Here is a 16842-nt window from a genome sequence, read left to right as displayed (position 1 = left end):
TGCCGCCGACAAGGTGATTTTTTCCCGGCATCATGCTATTGACACCGGCATGCCGATGACGACATTGCCCTGTGCCTTGCCGGCGCACGGGTGAAGTCCGGCATTTATCCGACAGTTCATTCAGGAGAGCAAAGCCATTCGCAGACCATTTAGAGCGCCGCCGACCACCAATGATGGTCCCCGCGCCAATCAGGACATCCGGGCAGCCCAGGTCCAGCTCATCGACGCCGAAGGCGTCAATCACGGTGTTATTTCGACCAGCGAAGCACTGGCCAAGGCTGAAGAAGCCGGGCTGGATCTCGTCGAGATCAACTCCAACGGCGACATCCCGGTTTGCAAGATCGTCGATCTCGGCAAGCTGAAATACGCCTCGCAGAAAAAAGCCTCCGAGACGCGCAAGAAGCAGAAGACCGTCGAGGTCAAGGAAATCAAGATGCGTCCGAACATCGATGTGCATGACTATCAGGTCAAGATGCGCGCGATGAACCGATTCTTCGACGAGGGCGACAAGGTCAAGGTCACACTCCGCTTCCGCGGGCGCGAAATGGCGCATATGGAACTGGGCATGCGGCTGTTGCAGAAGGTCAAGGACGACACCATCGAAATCGCCAAGGTGGAGGCCGAGCCCAAGCTCGAAGGCCGCCAGATGATGATGGTGCTGGCGCCGAAGTGACTCCGGAGTGACAGCGCGACCGGGCTGAGCGCCAACGGTCCGCGCTGTCGCCGTTTCGGAAGGGGCGGGCACTCGTGGCCCGTCCGGCGGTGGTCCCCGGGATCATCCGAAAATTGCGGCGCCCCGTTGCGCTTTGACAAGCCTGCGGCTATAAGGCCGCGTTCGATCCGGCCGGCAGGGCATGCCGAGGCGGATCATTACGCTTGGCAGTCGGGACTTCACCCTCTGCCTCATCAACAAGACCAGGGCCTGTCGCGCCGTCCGGCGGACACGAGCCTTACAAGGAGTAGCGAAATGCCCAAGATGAAGACGAAGGCATCTGCCAAGAAGCGGTTCAGGATCACGGCGACCGGCAAGGTCATCGCGGCCGCCGCCGGCAAGCGCCACGGCATGATCAAACGGTCCAACAAGTTCATTCGCGATGCCCGCGGCACGATGGTTCTTTCCGAGCCCGACGCCAAGATCGTCAAGAAGTTTCTTCCCTACGGCCTCTGAGCCGGGACCCATCTTTCTAAGGATATCATGACATGGCACGTGTAAAACGCGGCGTGGCCGCCCACGCAAAGCACAAGAAGGTTCTCAAGAAAGCCAAGGGCTTTTACGGGCGCCGCAAGAATACCATCCGCACCGCCAAGGCTGCCGTCGACAAGTCGATGCAGTACGCCTACCGCGACCGCAAGGTCCGCAAGCGGAATTTCCGCGCTCTCTGGATCCAGCGCATCAACGCCGCCGTCCGCGAGCATGGCCTGACCTATGGCCGCTTCATCGACGGACTGACCAAGGCCGGCATCGAGGTCGACCGCAAGGTTCTCTCCGACATGGCCATCCACGAAGTCGAGGCATTCGGCGCGCTGGTTGCCGCCTCCAAGAAGCAGCTCGAATATCTCAAGAACGGCTCGCCCAACGAGTTTGAAAGCGCTGTCCACTAAGCCAGCGTTTCCCAGGGCATATTCGACATTGACCATCTGGGATCCCGCGCTGGCAGGGCTGGCGCGGGATTTTCCGTATCAAGGGCCTGGACAGGTCCCGGCAGTGCAACCGACCCCGAGCATTGGAACCTACGATGAGCGACCTCACCGCACTTGAACAGGCCATCATGGCCGACATCGCCGCCTCGTCCGACGAGGCCGGCATCGAGGCGGTCCGCGTCGCCGCGCTGGGCAAGAAGGGGTCGGTCTCCGAGCTGCTCAAGGGCCTGGGCTCGATGTCGCCCGAGGAGCGCCAAACCGCCGGTCCGGCCATCAACGGCCTCAAGCTCCGCGTCACCGATGCCATCGCCGCCCGCAAGTCCCTGCTGAGGTCGGAGGCGATAACGGCCCGGCTGAAGTCGGAGGCTGTCGATGTCACGCTTCCGGTGCATTCGTCGCCGGCCGAGCGCGGCCGCATCCACCCGATCAGCCAGGTCGTCGACGAGATCACCGCCATCTTCGCCGATATGGGCTTTTCCATCGCCGAAGGTCCCGACATCGAGACCGACTATTACAATTTCACCGCGCTGAATTTTCCCGAGGGCCATCCGGCGCGCGAGATGCACGACACCTTCTTCCTCGAGCCCGACGAGAGCGGCGAGCGCAAGGTCCTGCGCACCCACACTTCGCCGGTGCAGATCCGCACCATGGAATCCTCGCAGCCGCCGATTCGCATCGTCATTCCCGGCAAGACCTACCGGCAGGATTCCGACGCCACCCATTCGCCGATGTTCCATCAGGTCGAGGGGCTGGTGATCGACAGAACAGCCAATGTCGGCCACCTGCGCTGGGTGCTGGAGGAGTTCTGCAAGACCTTCTTCGAGGTCGACAATGTGGTGATGCGCTTCCGCCCATCCTTCTTTCCCTTCACCGAACCGAGCTTCGAGGTCGACATCCAGTGCGACCGTTCGTCGGGACCGATCGTCAAGTTCGGCGAGGGCACCGACTGGATGGAGATCCTCGGCTGCGGCATGGTGCACCCCAACGTGCTGCGCGCCGGCGGGCTCGATCCGGACGAGTATCAGGGCTTTGCCTGGGGCATGGGACTCGACCGAATCGCCATGCTGAAATACGGCATGCCGGACCTGCGCGACTTCTTCAATGCGGACGTCCGCTGGATGAGCCACTACGGCTTCCGTCCGCTGGACATGCCGACGCTGTTCGGGGGACTGAGCGGGTGAGCCAGCCGGCGCATTATTTCGTCACCGACATCGAAAGCGACGGCCCCGATCCCGCCCGCAATTCGATGCTGAGCTTTGCGACCGTGGTGGTGCGCGAAGACGGCGAAATGTGCGGCGAATTCGAAGCCGTGATGACCCCGCGCGCCGACCGCTCTCCCGACGAACAGACGATGAAATGGTGGGCCGGTCAGCCCGACGCATGGCAGGCGGCGACCTCCAATCCCGTCGATCCCGCTGATGCCATGAAGCGTTTCGCCGACTGGGTCGAGACCTATCCCCCGATCCGTTCCTTCGCGGCGCGCCCGGTGGCGTTCGACGGCGCCTGGATCGATCGGTACCTGCGCGATTTCGCAGGATCCTATCTTCTCGACATTCCCTATTGGGGACGCAACATCTTCACCGCAGGCGCACTCGACATTGGCGCCTATATGTGCGGCGTGCTGGGCCAGACGAAGATGCAGACGCTCGACACCGTGCTGCCGGCGGAATGGCTGGGGCATCATCCCCACACCCACCGCGCCATCGATGACGCGCGCGGCTACGCCTCGCTGCTCGCGACTCTGCTTCGCAGGGTCCACGGCGCCGGAAAACGGGAGGGCGGCCGATGACGGCATCCGCACCCCATCACGGCTCTTGCCGCTGCGGCCTGATTTCGGCGGAGGCGGGCTCCCCGCCGATCTGGCAGTCCTATTGCCATTGCCGCGATTGCCGCAAGCAGACCGGCGCGCCGGTGATGGCGTTTGTCGGCTTCCACACTGACAGCCTGACCTGGTTCGGCGAGCCCCGCAACTGGCGCGGCGCGGGCGGCGTGACGCGCATGTTCTGCAGTCATTGCGGCAGCCAGATCGGGTACACCGACGACCGTCTGCCGGGCGAAATCTATCTGACGTTGGGCTTCATGGATGAGCCGGAATCCTATCCGCCTGCCTCGCACGCCTTTGTCGAACGGCAACTGCCTTTCCTTCATCTGACAGACGATCTTCCGCGTTTCGACGGGTTTTCCGTAGAGCGCCCAACCAAGACGACGGAACAAGACCGATGAAATTCACCCTTTCCTGGCTCAAGGAACACCTTGAAACCGAAGCCTCGCTGGATCAGATCTGCGAGCGGCTGACAGCGATCGGCCTCGAAGTGGAGGACGTTGACGACAAGGCGGCGTACCGGCCCTTCACCATCGCCAGGGTCGTCTCCGCCGAGCAGCATCCGAATGCCGACAAGCTGCGTGTGCTGATGGTCGACGCCGGCGACGGCAAGCCGGTGCAGATCGTCTGCGGCGCGCCCAACGCCCGGGCCGGACTGATCGGCGCGCTGGCGCGCCCCGGCACCTATGTGCCAGGCATCGACGTCACGCTTGCTGTCGGCAATATCCGCGGCGTCGAAAGCCACGGCATGATGTGCTCGGAGAAAGAGCTCGACATGTCCGACAATCACGACGGCATTATCGACCTGCCCGAGGATGCCCCCGTGGGCACCTCCTTCGCCTCCTATGCCGGCCTCGACGATCCGGTCATCGAGATCAACCTGACGCCGAACCGCCCCGACTGCACCTCGATCTTCGGCATCGCCCGCGATCTTGCCGCCTCCGGCCTCGGCACCCTGAAGCAGCCCACGCCTCCTTCATTCAGCGTCGAGGGCAACACACCGGTCGAGGTCAAGATCATCCTCGACGACGAGGCTCTGTGCCCCGGCTTCGCCTACCGGCTGGTGCGCGGTGTGAAGAATGGCCCGAGCCCGCGCTGGATGCAGCAGCGGCTGTTGGCCATAGGCCTGCGGCCTATCTCGGCGCTGGTCGACGTCACCAACTACATGACCTTCGACCAGGGCCGCCCGATGCACGTCTTCGATGCGGCCAAGGTCAAGGGCGACCTGGTGGTGCGGCGCGCCCGGGAAGGCGAGGAGATCCTCGCGCTCGACACCCGCACCTACAAGCTCAATCCCTCCAATGTCGTCATCGCCGACGACAATGGTCCCGAATCCATCGGCGGCATCATGGGCGGCGAGAAGTCTGGCTGCGACGAAAACACCACCGATGTGCTGATCGAATCGGCGCTGTGGGATCCCATCAACATCGCCAGGACCGGCCGCGGTCACGGCATCATCACCGATGCACGCTACCGCTTCGAGCGCGGCGTAGACCCGGAATACATGCTGCCCGGTCTCGAGCGCACCACCGAACTGGTGCTGGAAATGTGCGGCGGCACCGCCGCGGCGGCCAAGGTTACCGGCTACAAGGGCTATGAAGGCAAGGTTGTCGATTTCCCCTTTTCCGAGATCAAGCGCCTGACTGGCCTCAATGTCTCGGATGACGAATCCCGCGAGATCCTCGCCGGCCTCGGCTTCGAGATGTCGGGCAGCGGAGAGCGGGTCGCGGTTGCGGTTCCGTCGTGGCGCCCGGATGTGGACGGCAAGGCGGATCTGGTCGAAGAGGTCATGCGCATTCACGGCGTCGATGAAATCAAGCCCGAGCCGCTGGCGCCGTCCGGCAGCGTCAACGGCAAGATCCTCACCACGCTGCAGATCCGCACGCGTATCGCCAAACGCTCGCTTGCAGCTCGCGGCATGATGGAGGCCGTCACCTGGTCGTTCATTTCCGAAGATCAGGCACGACTCTTCGGCGGCGGCAGTCGGGCGCTCAAGCTCGCCAATCCCATTGCGGCCGACATGTCGGACATGCGTCCGTCGCTGCTGCCGGGCCTGCTCTCGGCGGCCCAGCGGAATGCCGACCGCGGCTTTGGCGATGTGGCGCTTTTTGAAGTCTCCGGCACCTATGAGAATGACACGCCTGAAGGCCAGCGCCGGGTTGCGGGCGGCATCCGCCGCGGCACCGCATCGCTCGCCGGCGCCGGCCGCATGTGGTCGAATGCCGCCAAGGGCGGCGGCAAGCCGGTCGACGTCTTCGATGCCAAGGCCGATGCGCTTGGTGTGATCGAGGCCTGCGGCCTGCCGATGGCCAATGTGCAGATCGTGTCCGGTGGTCCGGACTGGTATCATCCCGGCCGGTCCGGAACCATCATGATGGGACCGAAGATCGTGCTGGGTCACTTCGGTGAATTCCATCCGGTGACCCTTGAGGCGCTCGATGTCTCGGGCGCGCTTTGCGGCTTCGAGGTCTACCTTGATGCCATGCCCGAGCCAAAGAAGAAGGCGACCCGCACCAAGCCGGCACTGGACCTTTCGCCGTTCCAGATGCTGCGGCGCGACTTCGCCTTCGTCGTCGACAAGGCGGTCGAGGCCGGCGCCATCATCAAGGCGGCAGCCGGTGCCGACCGCAAGCTGGTCGCCGGGGTCAATGTCTTTGATATTTTCGAAGGCGCCTCGCTGGGCGAGGGCAGGAAGTCTGTGGCGATCGAAGTCACCATCCAGCCGCGCGAGAAGACGCTCACCGACGAGGATCTCGACACGCTCGGCAAGGCGATCATCGCCAATGTGACAAAGTCCACCGGCGGGGTGCTGCGGGGGTGATGTGTGAGCACGGGCGGCAGATTTGCCGCCGCCCGAAATTTCCGGCGCCGTCGGCCTGAGGGAGGTCGCGCCGTTCACCAGGTCCGGAAATCTTTGATTGCACATTGACTCTCGCCATCCGGCACGGGAGAAATCCGTCCCGGCATAGGTGGCGAGAGCTGCCCTCCATTCGCGGAATGCAGCCACATGAACCCGATTCTGAACTCCGACAGCTACAAATACTCGCATTTTGCCCAGTATCCGCCTGAGACGGCGGCGATTTCGGCCTATATCGAGGCGCGGCCCGGCGGCCAGCACGATCAGGTGCTGTTCTTCGGCCTGCAGATGTTCTTGAAGCAATATCTCTCGCAACCCGTCACCATGGCCGATGTCGACGAGGCCGAGGAGATGATCACCGCGCACGGATTGCCGTTCAACCGCGGCGGCTGGGAACTGCTGGTCAGCCGCCACAACGGCATGCTGCCGCTGCTGATCGAAGCGCTGCCCGAGGGCGCGCTGGTGCCGACCGGCACGCCGTTGGTGCAGGTCCGGAACACCGATCCTGACTTCTTCTGGCTGCCGACCTTCATCGAGACCGCGCTGCTCCGCGCCGTCTGGTATCCGTCGACGGTTGCCACCGTCTCCCATGGCGCCCGCCGCATCATCGCCGCCTCGCTCGAGCGCACCTGCGACGAGCCGGGCGCGGTTCTGCCCTTCCGTCTGCATGATTTCGGCGCCCGCGGCACCACCTCCTTCGAGCAGGCCGGAATCGGCGGGGTTGCCCATCTGGTCAATTTCCTCGGCACCGACACGGTCAGCGCCCTGGTCTACGCCCGGAAATTCTACCAGGAGCCGATGGCGGGCTTCTCCATTCCCGCGGCCGAACATTCGACCATGACCAGCTGGGGCGAGGACCGCGAGACCGAGGCCTACCGCAACATGCTCACCCAGTTCGCTGGGCCCGGAAAGATGGTGGCGGTGGTGTCGGATTCCTACGATCTCTACCGTGCGGTCAAGAAGATCTGGGGCGAGGAACTCAAGGCCGAAGTCGAGGCTTCGGGAGGCACGCTGGTGGTCCGGCCCGATTCGGGAGACGCCACCCGCGTGCCCATCGACACGGTGGAAATGCTGGGCGAGATCTTCGGCTTCACCCTCAATCAAAAGGGCTACCGGGTGCTCAACCCGGCCGTCCGGGTCATCCAGGGCGATGGCGTCACACCGGAGACCATCCGCGTCATCCTCGGCCGGCTCGAGGATCAGGGCTGGTCGGCGGAAAACCTTGCCTTCGGCATGGGCTCGGGCCTGTTGCAGAAGGTCAATCGCGACACGCTGCGCTTCGCCATGAAGGCCAATGCCCGCCAGGATGTCGACGGCAACTGGCACGGCATCAACAAGAACCCGAAGACCGACCCGGGCAAGGCCTCCAAGCGCTATCGCCAGGCGGTGGTGATGGAGGGTGGCCGGCCGCTGGCCGTCGCGCTCAAGGATCTCGGCAACCGCGAAAACCTGCTGCAGCCGGTCTGGCGCGACGGCGAACTGCTCATCGACTGGACCCTCGCCCAGATCCGCCAACGGGCTGCGGGGGCCTGAACCCCGGCGATCCCCGTTGTCGCTCAGCTCTTGCCGTTCGCCCTGTCGAAGCGGATCAGTTCGTCGCCAGTGACGATGCCGTCGCCATCGTAATCGACCTTGCCGAGCGCCAACCTGTAGGCCTTGAACAGTCGCACCTTCTTTGCCTGGGCGTTGCCGCCATTGGCGCGCAGGTCAACAAAGACGCGGAATTCGTCGAATTCCAGCTGGCGGTTGCCATTGGCGTCGGCGGCGCGGAAATCCGCGGCCGGGCCCGCCAGAGCGGCCGGCGTCGCCATGCCGATCAGCATAGCGGTCAAAAGGGTCTGGGTGCGCAAGCGCGGTCTCCTGTTCTCACAAGGGGCATGGCCGCGCTGGGGCGCGGCGCGTCGGGCTGATTCTCAGGGATAGTCCGGCCCGGGTCAATGGCCGATCATGCTTCCGTTGCGGGCGAAAACACGCTAAGCCCGCCCGTCGGATTGCTGAAAAGGGAGAGACCATCATGTTTCGCTGGGGAATATTGTCCACCGCCAAGATCGGCCGCGAGCAGATCATTCCGCAACTGCAGGACAGCGTCAACGGCGTCGTCACGGCGATAGCCAGCCGCGACCTGAGTCGTGCCCGCGCGCTCGCCGACCGCTTCGGCGTTCCGCATGCCTTCGGCTCCTACGAGGAGCTTCTCGCCTCGCCCGACATCGACGGGGTCTACATTCCGCTGCCCACCTCGCAGCACATCGAATGGAGCATCAAGGCGGCACGCGCCGGCAAGCACGTGCTGTGCGAAAAGCCCATCGCGCTTCATGCCGACGAGATCGCGCCGCTGATCGCCGCCCGCGACGCCGCCGGAGTGCAGGTCTGCGAAGCCTTCATGGTCACCTATCATCCGCAGTGGCACAAGGTCCGGGCGCTGATCGCCGAGGGCGCCATAGGCAGGCTCCGCCATGTGCAGGGCGCGTTCAGCTATTTCAACACTGATCCGGCCAACATGCGCAACAATGCCTCGCTCGGCGGCGGCGGCTTGCCCGACATCGGAGTGTATCCGACGGTGGTCACCCGCTTTTCCACGGGCAAGGAGCCGGTCCGGGTGCAGGCGACGGTCGAGCGCGATCCGACCTTCGGCACCGACCGCTACGCCAGCGTCAAGGCGGAGTTCGACGGCTTCGAGCTGACCTTCTACTGCTCGACCCAGATGGCGCTGCGCCAGACCATGGTCTTCCATGGCGAGGAGGGCTATATCGAGGTCTCCGCCCCCTTCAATGCCGGCGATTTCGGCCACGCGACGGTGTCGCTGGAAAACCGCGGCCATGACGGCGCGCAGGTCTTCCGCTTTCCCGGCGTGCGCCAGTACCGGCTGCAGGCCGAGGCCTTTGTCCGTCGCGCCCAAGGCGGCGCTGAGCCCATCTTCACACTCGAGGATTCGGTTCGCAACCAGAAGCTCATCGACGCCATCTACCGAGCCGCCGGTCATGACGGCTGGGAGGCCGTCTGAACCGATGGTGCAGCCCGTGGTCCCGGAGTTTGCAAGTCACTGGGGGCCGATGTAAGCCATTGCCGTGACGGAGAAGGCTTACATCGAATCATTTTCGAGAGTTTAATCCGCTGATATGAAACACTGAATGAACCGGGCAAGGGGTCGCCCCATTCAGCAAATCCGATCCAAGGCGGGTGGAGGCTGCAGCATTCATGAATCGGGAACAGACCAACCGAATAAGGTTTGCGATCGAGGAATTGCTGCCTCCGATTCTTCGTGATTCACGGATATTCGTCCAGCTTTCGCGGCTTGTCTGGGGCAAGCATATCGACAAACTGGCGGATTTCCGGCGCCGGGCGCCCTTCCTGACGTCTGAAGAATACGAAGCTCTCTATACCGAGCATCCGCGTGTTCACAACGACACCGACAACTCGAAGGCCTGCATCGCTCAGATTGCCCTGGATCTGGTCGGCGACAGCGTTTGCGATGTTGGTTGCGGTACCGGTTTCCTGCTGCGAAACCTGGCCGAGCGGCGCAGCGAAATTGACCGCCGCCTTGTCGGGGTCGATTTTGTCATCCCCGATTTCTTCAGCGATGAAGGCATCGAGTTCGTCAAGGCGCCGATCGAAAATCTGCCCTTCGCCGATGAAGAGTTCGACACCGTTATCTGCACCCACGTCATCGAGCACATTCTCGATTATCGCAGGGCGCTCGCCGAATTGCGCCGCATCACCCGCAAGCGGCTGATCATTGTCGTGCCAAGGGAACGGGAGGCGATCTTCACCTTCAATCCTCATTTCAATTTTTTCCCTTACAAGCACAGCTTTCTGCGAGCCATTCAGCCGCTTCCGTTTGAATTCCGCTGCATGGATATCGGTCGCGATATCTATTTTGCCGAGGACAAGGCGAAACCGATTTGACGCGGACATTCACACTGGCGGGCCTCATACTGGTGCCCCTGATCATTTCGATTGGACAGATCCTGTTCAAGCGATCGAGTGACGCGCTCAGGGGCCCGGACGGCCCGCTGATGGGCCTGGCGGGTAGTGCGCATTTCTGGATTGCGCTGGTGCTCTACGGACTGGCAACACTGTCCTGGGTGTTCATCATACGCGACATGCAGATAGGCCGGGCTTACATGTTCATGGCCCTGTCCTATGTTTACATCCCCTTGCTGTCGCTGGTCTTTCTCGCGGAAGCCATCACCTTGATGCAGGTGCTGGGTGCCATCATCATCTGTGCAGGAATTGTCGTCAGCGGCATCAAGGCCTGAACGCACCAGGCAGCAACTGTCCGGAGTGGACGGGCTCTCCGGTCAGTGCTTGCCGAAGACGAAGTGTGAATAGCCCAGATAGGCAAAGATCGTCCCCATCGCAGAGCCGAGCGTCAGCGCGATATAGGGAGATAGCTGAGGCAGCGACAGCAAAGCTGTCGAGTAGGCTCCGAAATTGATCAATGCCGAGGTCACGCCGACACCGCTGTAACGAGCGCCTTCCGATACGAGCGACCGCCCCGAGGCGGCGAAGGTGAAGGTCCGGTTGATCATCCAGGTGCAGGCCATTGCCGATGCGATGCCGAGCGCGCGACCGGTGAACGGGTCGAGCGGCGTGTAACGCAGCGCCAGAAACAGCACGGCGACATCGGCGATGAAGCCGACGCCACCCGCCATCGCAAAAAAGAGCAGTTTTTTCATGCGGCCTTCTTGCTGGCCTTCCGGGCGGCGCTCGTCGTGACCGGCGAGACCTCGTTGCCATCGGCTGTTGCGCGCGCGGCCGGCGTGCCGCCGAAGCGCCGCTCGCCGCGGGCGGCCGGGATCGACATGTAGTGGATGCGCTTCTGCTCCGCTCGTCCGCGAGCCACGGAGTCGAGGATGATGCCGCTGGAAAAGATCACCAGCGCCATCATCATCATCGCCATCGACAGCACCCAGGTGGGCATCCGGGTGACCAGTCCGGTGTGGAAATACTCGCTGAGCACCGGCGCCATCAGCATCAGGCTCATGGCCATCATCATCAGGCTGAGACAACTGAAGAAAGCGAAGGGGCGCGTCTCCTTCATCAGCATGGCGAACATCCAGAGGATCTTGCCGCCGTCCTTGAAGGTCGACAGCTTCGATTCCGAGCCTTCCGGACGGCGCCCGTAATCCAGCATCAGCTCGGCCACCGGAAGCCGCAGCACCGACGCGTGCACGCTCATTTCGGTCTCGATCTCGAATCCGCCCGAGACGGCGGGAAAGCTGCGGGCGAAGCGTCGGCTGAAAGCGCGGTAGCCGGAAAAGATGTCCGTGAAGTCCGGTCCGAAGATGAACCGGTAGAGCCGGTTGAAGATCGAGTTGCCGAAGGCGTGGCCGCGGCGGCCGGCATCGACGGTGACTTCCCTGCGTGTACCCACCACCATGTCGCAACGCTCGGTAAGCAGGGTGCGGATCAGATCCGGCGCGTCCGCAGGCGAATAGGTGCCGTCGCCATCGGCCATGAGATAGATGTCGGCCTCGATGTCAGAGAACATCCGCCGCACGACATGACCCTTGCCCTGGCGCGATTCGCGCACCACCGTGGCCCCGGCAAGCGCGGCCTTCAGGGCGGTCTGATCGCTGGAATTGTTGTCATAGACATAGATCCGGGCGCCCGGCAGCGCCTCGCGGAAGCCAGCCACGACAGCGCCGATCGTCTGTGCCTCATTGAAGCATGGCAACAGCACCGCGATCTCGAGATCGTTCAACAATCCGTCACTCATGCGCACCCCGAATCTGTCCGGCGCCGCGCCGGAAGTCGCTTTACTATTTCTTGAGAAGGTTAAGGCTAGGTTGAGCGGCGCCCGAAATCGCATCTGGAGCCCTCCGTGAATCGCAGCGAATTATGTATCAGGCCTTCGCCCGCAGCTTTCCACGTCTCGCCATCACAGGCTGGTGGCGGCTTGGAGGCGCTGCACAAGCCGGTGGCGATCGCGTTCGCGATCTTCGTCCTGCTGACAGTTATCATGCACTTTTTCGGCTACACCGATTATATAGGCAGTGACAATGACGACGTCATGCGGCTCGTTGAGGTGCGGGACCTGCTGGGTGGGCAGGGCTGGTTCGACATGACTCAGTATCGGCTGGGTATGGCCGAGGGCACTCAGATGCACTGGTCCCGTCTTGTCGATCTGCCAATCGCGGGTCTGATCCTGTTCTTTTCGGCGTTCTTCGGACAGACTCTCGCAGAAGCCGCCGCGCTCTTTGTCTGGCCGCTGCTGACTGCGGTGCCGATTTTGTATGGCCTGGCACTCGGCGCGCGCTCGCTCGGCGGTGTTGTGGCTTCCACGATGGGTCTCGTCGCCGCTTTCCTGTTCGTCATGGGCGGCAGCCGGTTTCACCCTGGTTCCATCGACCATACCAATGTGCAACTCGGCATCATGGCGGTCATCGCCGCTTGCCTCGTCTCACCCTGGCAGTCGCCCCGGGCCTTTGCCATGGCCGGCTTCGGCGCAGCACTGGCCGTCGCCATTGGTGTTGAAACAACGCCGCATGTCGCCGTCGCCTGCATCTTGGTTGCATTGCTTTGGGCATGGCATGGCGAGACCATGCGCGCCTCTGCCGGGGCATTTGCGCTCGTCGTCGCGCTGTCGCTGTCGGGCTTCTTCTTTCTGACTGTTCCACCAGGCCACTACAGCGTGGTTGTCTGTGATGCGCTGTCGACCGGTTTCTATGCTTTGGGCGTGGTCGGCTCCGGCGGTCTCTTTCTGGCGGTGTCGCTCGCCTCGCGGCAGAGCTTTGCAATCCGTCTGGCTTCGCTGGGTGCCGTGGGTGCAGCAACGGGTGCGCTGGCACTGCTGATCGCGCCCGCTTGTCTGAGCAATCCGCTGGCAAACCTTGACCCGCTGCTGGTCACCATGTGGCTCAACAACGTCACCGAGGCGCAATCTGTCTGGTCCCAGTTCGCCATCGAACCCTGGACCTCGGCCATCTTCTATGCCGTACCGCTGCTGGCCATGATGGTGTGCGCCGCCAGGGTGCTTCGTCGGGAGAGGGCGCAATCTCATCTGGTGCTGTTCGCCCTGATCTTCGTCTCCTACGCCATAACCCTGATCCAGGTTCGCGGCGCGGTGTTTGCCAACATGCTCTCGTTCATTCCGCTGGCTGCCTTGGTCGCCGACCTCCGGGACCAGGCGCGTGCCGATCCCAAGAATGTCCGCAAGGGGGTTCTGTTCGCCGGCGCGGCATTGGCGTCCATCCCCTTTGTCTGGGGACTCGCCGGACTTGGATTGATGAGGGGATATGAAGCAGCCATTGGCAGGGAATCCGATGCTGTTGCCGTAGCCGAGGAACCTGTATGCACCGACGGGACCGCCATGCTGCCCTTGAGTCGCGAGCCCGCCGGCGTCGTCGCGGCTGCCTCAAATCTCGGTGCTCCCATCCTGCGCTTCACCGATCACCGGGTGTTGTCTGCGCCTTACCATCGCAACCAGGCTGGGATGTTGGCTGAACTCCAGGCCGGCATGGCACCTCCCGCGGCCGCCGAGACGATATTGCGAAAGGCGGGCGTAACCCTGGTCGCGTTCTGCAAGTCTGACCCGCAAGTGAAAAATATGTCCGAAGCCGAGCCAGCGGGTCTGTACGCTCATCTCGGCAATGGGAAGATCCCCGGATTCCTTGAGCCGATACCTGCCACGATGGCCAAGCCATTGCAGATTTTTCGTCTTCGTTGATGATCCGGTGGACAAGCCTAAACCGGCGAAATCACGGGTTCCCCTGTTGGCGGTTTTCAAGCCGCATCGCGGCCGGTATCCTCGGCAAAGTGATTTGCCTGGTCCCTGCACCAGGGCTGGCCCCGCGGAGTTGAGACATGACCGGTTATGACAGCCTTCTGCGCGGCTCGATCGCGGCATTGCTCGCGGCCGCGGTGCTTGCCGCTCCGGTTCACGCTGGCGCGGCCGATGGCTCGAAGCCGGCCAAGCAGCTTTTCGGCGCGGCCGCCCTGCCTGCCATGCTGGCGCCCCAGCCCGTAGGCTTCTATGCCAAGGGCTGTCTGGCGGGCGGCGTGGCATTGCCTGCCGATGGCCCCACGTGGCAGGTCATGCGCCCGTCGCGCAACCGCAACTGGGGCCATCCCGACCTGGTGGCGCTGGTCGAGAGGCTCTCCCGCGACGCAGCCGCCAGCGATGGCTGGCCCGGCCTGCTCGTCGGAGACATGGCCCAGCCGCGGGGCGGGCCGATGATCACCGGTCATGCCTCTCACCAGGTTGGCCTCGACGCTGACATATGGCTCACGCCGATGCCGGCGCGGACGCTTTCCAGGCAGGAGCGCGAGGAGGTCTCCGCCACATCGATGCTGAAGAAGGATTCGCTCTACGTGGATCCGAAGATCTGGACCCAGGCGCGCGCCAATCTGCTCATGCGCGCGGCCAGCTATCCGGAAGTGCAGCGCATCTTCATTCATCCCGGCATCAAGAAGATGCTGTGTGACACCTGGAAGGGCGACCGCTCCGATATGGGCAAGCTCAGGCCCTATTGGGGCCATCACTACCATTTTCACATCCGCATCAAATGCCCGCCTGGTGCCACCGGCTGCACCCCGCAGGCCGATATCGGCAGGGGCGACGGCTGCGACAAGTCGCTGGCCTGGTGGTTCACGGACGAGCCGTGGAAGCCGGCAAAGCCCGATGCCAAGCCGAAGCCGAAGCCGCGCGAGGTCATGCTGTCCGATCTGCCGGCGGCCTGTTCGGCCGTGCTTGATGCGCGCTCGCCGGCCTCCGCGGCCGCTGCGACCGTCCGAGCCGGTGGCGTGGCAGCCCCCGCTGCTCCGGGGGCAGCCGCAGCCATATCGGCGATGGCCCTTGCTCCGTCCGCCATTCCCGTCCCGACTCCGCGGCCCGCCAATCCCTGAGAAAGACCACGGGTCCTGAGAAAAGGGCCCCGGGCCCATATTCATAGCCACGCGCAAACCCACTATAATCTGTCATTCAAATCGATTAGATGTCCACTGGAACTCCGAGATCCTCGACCCGTGAGCGCTATGACCGAGAAGCCTGCCATCGCCCTGATTGCCCATGACCTCATGAAGGATGCGATGGCTGACTTCGCCCGCACCCATGAAGCCGTGTTGTCCGGATTTTCGATCGTTGCCACCGGCACGACCGGCCAACGGGTCATCGAGGCCTGCCCCGGGCTCGATGTCACCGCGCTGAAGAGCGGTCCACTCGGCGGCGACCAGCAGATCGGCGCGCTGATTGCCACGGGCGGGGTCACGCTGCTGGTCTTCTTTGTCGATCCTTTGACCGCCATGCCGCATGATGTCGACGTGAAGGCCCTCACACGGCTGGCGATCGTTTATGATATACCTCTGGCGCTCAACCGAGCGACCGCGGAGCCGCTGCTTCGCGCGCTGGGTTGAACATCGGAATGCAAGTGCTGCAAACTGGCGAATGACGATTTGCCGATCAATGACGGGAGTCCAGACCATGTCGAACCAGTCCGATCACCAACACACAATCCCCTTTCCCATCCTGATCGGCGACATAGGTGGCACCAATGCGCGCTTTGCCATCCTTGTGGATGCCTATGCCGAGCCCAAGCAGTTTCCGACGCTGGCGACGGCGGACTTCGCCACCATCGACGACGCCATCCAGGCGGGCGTGCTCGACAAGACCGCGGTGCAGCCGCGCTCGGCCATCCTGGCCGTCGCCGGCCCGGTCAAGGGCGACGAGATCGACCTCACCAATTGCGACTGGGTGGTCCGTCCCCACGACTTGATCGCCCATCTCGGGTTTGACGAGGTGGTGGTGATCAACGATTTCGAAGCCCAGGCGCTGGCCGCCGCCTCGCTCGAGGCGGAGCATCTTCAGCAGATCGGCGGCGGAGAGATCCTGCCGTCGGCATCGCGGGTGGTGGTCGGTCCCGGTACCGGGCTCGGCGTCGCGGGTCTGGTCCATGCCCGCCACACCTGGTTTCCGGTTCCGGGCGAGGGCGGCCACATCGATGTCGGGCCGCGCACCGAGCGGGACTACGATCTCTTTCCGCACTACGAGACCATCGGTGGCCGGGTGTCGGCGGAGCAATTGCTGTGCGGCCGCGGCCTGATGAACATCTATCTCGCCGTCTGCAAGGTCGGCGGCATGGAGATGCGCGCCGCCAACCCCTCGGAGGTAACCACCACCGGTCTCGATGGCAGCGATGCCGCAGCCACCGAGACCCTGTCGCTGTTCGCCACCTATCTGGGCCGCGTCGCCGGCGACCTCGCCCTGATCTTCATGGCGCGCGGCGGGGTCTACCTGGCCGGAGGCATCTCGCAGAAGATCATTCCGGCGCTCAAGCGTCCCGAGTTCCGCCAGGCCTTCGAGGACAAGGCACCCCACGGCGCCATCCTCAAGTCGATCCCGACCTTCGTCGTAACCCATCCGCTGGCGGCCCTGTCCGGCATGGCGGCCTATGCGCGGACTCCGGTGCGCTTTGGTGTCGCAACCGAAGGCCGGCGCTGGAAAGCATAGGCAAAGCGGCCCGAAACCGTTATAGAACCGCCGCAAGCCAGAACCCGGACCGCGAATGCGTGTCCTTTGAACGCG

Annotated in this window: 18 protein-coding genes; 15 read left to right on the top strand and 3 right to left on the bottom strand. The window is 63.4% G+C overall.

All coding sequences use genetic code 11. The annotated features are described in order from the left end of the window. Positions 1 to 136 precede the first annotated feature (136 nt). The 8 genes from infC to DFR52_RS13265 all read left to right on the top strand — a co-directional run bounded on the left by infC (position 137) and on the right by DFR52_RS13265 (position 7853). On the top strand, positions 137 to 673 hold the full coding sequence (infC, locus tag DFR52_RS13300; protein WP_110032452.1) for a translation initiation factor IF-3: 537 nt from the start codon (positions 137 to 139) through the stop codon (positions 671 to 673). Between the two features lie 294 nt (positions 674 to 967). Then, positions 968 to 1168, top strand: a complete 201-nt coding sequence (rpmI, locus tag DFR52_RS13295) for a 50S ribosomal protein L35 (RefSeq protein WP_110032451.1) — start codon at positions 968 to 970, stop codon at positions 1166 to 1168. Between the two features lie 32 nt (positions 1169 to 1200). Next, positions 1201 to 1602, top strand: coding sequence for a 50S ribosomal protein L20 (rplT, locus tag DFR52_RS13290; protein ID WP_110032450.1), 402 nt, complete (start codon positions 1201 to 1203; stop codon positions 1600 to 1602). 134 nt (positions 1603 to 1736) lie between these two features. Further along, positions 1737 to 2822: a phenylalanine--tRNA ligase subunit alpha gene (pheS, locus tag DFR52_RS13285; protein WP_110032449.1), complete on the top strand. Its 1086-nt coding sequence runs from the start codon at positions 1737 to 1739 to the stop codon at positions 2820 to 2822. Further along, positions 2819 to 3430, top strand: a complete 612-nt coding sequence (locus DFR52_RS13280; protein ID WP_158284957.1) for a 3'-5' exoribonuclease domain-containing protein — start codon at positions 2819 to 2821, stop codon at positions 3428 to 3430. The genes pheS and DFR52_RS13280 overlap by 4 nt, the downstream gene beginning before the upstream one ends. Then, the gene (locus tag DFR52_RS13275) at positions 3427 to 3864 is read left to right on the top strand and encodes a GFA family protein (RefSeq protein WP_110032447.1); all 438 of its coding nucleotides are present in this window, start codon (positions 3427 to 3429) and stop codon (positions 3862 to 3864) included. The genes DFR52_RS13280 and DFR52_RS13275 overlap by 4 nt, the downstream gene beginning before the upstream one ends. Continuing rightward, positions 3861 to 6284: a phenylalanine--tRNA ligase subunit beta gene (gene pheT, locus DFR52_RS13270; RefSeq protein ID WP_110032446.1), complete on the top strand. Its 2424-nt coding sequence runs from the start codon at positions 3861 to 3863 to the stop codon at positions 6282 to 6284. Before DFR52_RS13275 ends, pheT begins: the two co-directional genes overlap by 4 nt. A gap of 186 nt (positions 6285 to 6470) precedes the next feature. Beyond that, positions 6471 to 7853 carry a nicotinate phosphoribosyltransferase gene (locus DFR52_RS13265; protein WP_110032445.1) on the top strand — a complete coding sequence of 461 codons (1383 nt, stop codon included), beginning with the start codon at positions 6471 to 6473 and terminating at the stop codon, positions 7851 to 7853. Positions 7854 to 7876: 23 nt separating this feature from the next. On the opposite strand, the gene DFR52_RS13260 is transcribed toward DFR52_RS13265, so the two are convergent. Further along, positions 7877 to 8170, bottom strand: coding sequence for a hypothetical protein (locus tag DFR52_RS13260; protein ID WP_146215613.1), 294 nt, complete (start codon positions 8168 to 8170; stop codon positions 7877 to 7879). Positions 8171 to 8334: 164 nt separating this feature from the next. Between DFR52_RS13260 and DFR52_RS13255 the strand changes: the two genes are divergently transcribed. From DFR52_RS13255 to DFR52_RS13245, 3 genes are all read left to right on the top strand, one after another. Continuing rightward, positions 8335 to 9321 (top strand): Gfo/Idh/MocA family protein, encoded by a 987-nt coding sequence (locus tag DFR52_RS13255; RefSeq protein WP_110032443.1) that lies wholly within the window; start codon positions 8335 to 8337, stop codon positions 9319 to 9321. Positions 9322 to 9515: 194 nt separating this feature from the next. Next, complete coding sequence (locus DFR52_RS13250) at positions 9516 to 10223, top strand: class I SAM-dependent methyltransferase (protein ID WP_110032442.1); 708 nt, start codon at positions 9516 to 9518, stop codon at positions 10221 to 10223. Continuing rightward, entirely contained in the window at positions 10220 to 10576 is a 357-nt protein-coding gene (locus tag DFR52_RS13245; protein WP_158284956.1) for an EamA family transporter, read from the top strand. Before DFR52_RS13250 ends, DFR52_RS13245 begins: the two co-directional genes overlap by 4 nt. A 42-nt stretch (positions 10577 to 10618) precedes the next feature. Here DFR52_RS13245 and DFR52_RS13240 read toward each other — a convergent pair whose 3' ends face one another. Next, positions 10619 to 10996: a GtrA family protein gene (locus tag DFR52_RS13240; RefSeq protein WP_110032440.1), complete on the bottom strand. Its 378-nt coding sequence runs from the start codon at positions 10994 to 10996 to the stop codon at positions 10619 to 10621. After that, positions 10993 to 12039: a glycosyltransferase gene (locus DFR52_RS13235; RefSeq protein ID WP_110032439.1), complete on the bottom strand. Its 1047-nt coding sequence runs from the start codon at positions 12037 to 12039 to the stop codon at positions 10993 to 10995. The genes DFR52_RS13240 and DFR52_RS13235 overlap by 4 nt, the downstream gene beginning before the upstream one ends. Before the next feature lie 105 nt (positions 12040 to 12144). On the opposite strand from DFR52_RS13235, the gene DFR52_RS13230 reads away from it, so the two are divergent. The 4 genes from DFR52_RS13230 to DFR52_RS13215 all read left to right on the top strand — a co-directional run bounded on the left by DFR52_RS13230 (position 12145) and on the right by DFR52_RS13215 (position 16767). Beyond that, the gene (locus tag DFR52_RS13230; protein WP_146215612.1) at positions 12145 to 13989 is read left to right on the top strand and encodes a hypothetical protein; all 1845 of its coding nucleotides are present in this window, start codon (positions 12145 to 12147) and stop codon (positions 13987 to 13989) included. Between the two features lie 137 nt (positions 13990 to 14126). Beyond that, a complete protein-coding gene (gene mepA / locus DFR52_RS13225; RefSeq protein WP_110032437.1) occupies positions 14127 to 15167 on the top strand; it encodes a penicillin-insensitive murein endopeptidase in 1041 nt (346 codons plus the stop codon). A 129-nt stretch (positions 15168 to 15296) separates the two neighbouring features. Next, positions 15297 to 15674, top strand: coding sequence for a methylglyoxal synthase (locus DFR52_RS13220; RefSeq protein ID WP_110032436.1), 378 nt, complete (start codon positions 15297 to 15299; stop codon positions 15672 to 15674). A 67-nt stretch (positions 15675 to 15741) separates the two neighbouring features. Further along, on the top strand, positions 15742 to 16767 hold the full coding sequence (locus DFR52_RS13215) for a glucokinase (RefSeq protein WP_110032435.1): 1026 nt from the start codon (positions 15742 to 15744) through the stop codon (positions 16765 to 16767). The last annotated feature ends 75 nt before the right edge of the window (positions 16768 to 16842 follow it).

It is taken from the genome of Hoeflea marina (assembly GCF_003182275.1).
In the GTDB taxonomy this organism is placed as follows: domain Bacteria; phylum Pseudomonadota; class Alphaproteobacteria; order Rhizobiales; family Rhizobiaceae; genus Hoeflea; species Hoeflea marina.
Note: the sequence above shows the minus strand (reverse complement) of the source record. Positions and strands in the feature narration are given on the sequence as shown.

What these genes read in the sequence shown, in the direction of transcription:
- rpmI (WP_110032451.1), top strand. Translation starts at nt 968, where the DNA reads ATGCCCAAGATGAAGACGAAGGCATCTGCCAAGAAGCGGTTCAGGATC.
- rplT (WP_110032450.1), top strand. Translation starts at nt 1,201, where the DNA reads ATGGCACGTGTAAAACGCGGCGTGGCCGCCCACGCAAAGCACAAGAAG.
- pheS (WP_110032449.1), top strand. Translation starts at nt 1,737, where the DNA reads ATGAGCGACCTCACCGCACTTGAACAGGCCATCATGGCCGACATCGCC.
- DFR52_RS13275 (WP_110032447.1), top strand. Translation starts at nt 3,427, where the DNA reads ATGACGGCATCCGCACCCCATCACGGCTCTTGCCGCTGCGGCCTGATT.
- pheT (WP_110032446.1), top strand. Translation starts at nt 3,861, where the DNA reads ATGAAATTCACCCTTTCCTGGCTCAAGGAACACCTTGAAACCGAAGCC.
- DFR52_RS13265 (WP_110032445.1), top strand. Translation starts at nt 6,471, where the DNA reads ATGAACCCGATTCTGAACTCCGACAGCTACAAATACTCGCATTTTGCC.
- DFR52_RS13255 (WP_110032443.1), top strand. Translation starts at nt 8,335, where the DNA reads ATGTTTCGCTGGGGAATATTGTCCACCGCCAAGATCGGCCGCGAGCAG.
- DFR52_RS13250 (WP_110032442.1), top strand. Translation starts at nt 9,516, where the DNA reads ATGAATCGGGAACAGACCAACCGAATAAGGTTTGCGATCGAGGAATTG.
- DFR52_RS13240 (WP_110032440.1), bottom strand. Translation starts at nt 10,996, where the DNA reads ATGAAAAAACTGCTCTTTTTTGCGATGGCGGGTGGCGTCGGCTTCATC.
- DFR52_RS13235 (WP_110032439.1), bottom strand. Translation starts at nt 12,039, where the DNA reads ATGAGTGACGGATTGTTGAACGATCTCGAGATCGCGGTGCTGTTGCCA.
- mepA (WP_110032437.1), top strand. Translation starts at nt 14,127, where the DNA reads ATGACCGGTTATGACAGCCTTCTGCGCGGCTCGATCGCGGCATTGCTC.
- DFR52_RS13220 (WP_110032436.1), top strand. Translation starts at nt 15,297, where the DNA reads ATGACCGAGAAGCCTGCCATCGCCCTGATTGCCCATGACCTCATGAAG.
- DFR52_RS13215 (WP_110032435.1), top strand. Translation starts at nt 15,742, where the DNA reads ATGTCGAACCAGTCCGATCACCAACACACAATCCCCTTTCCCATCCTG.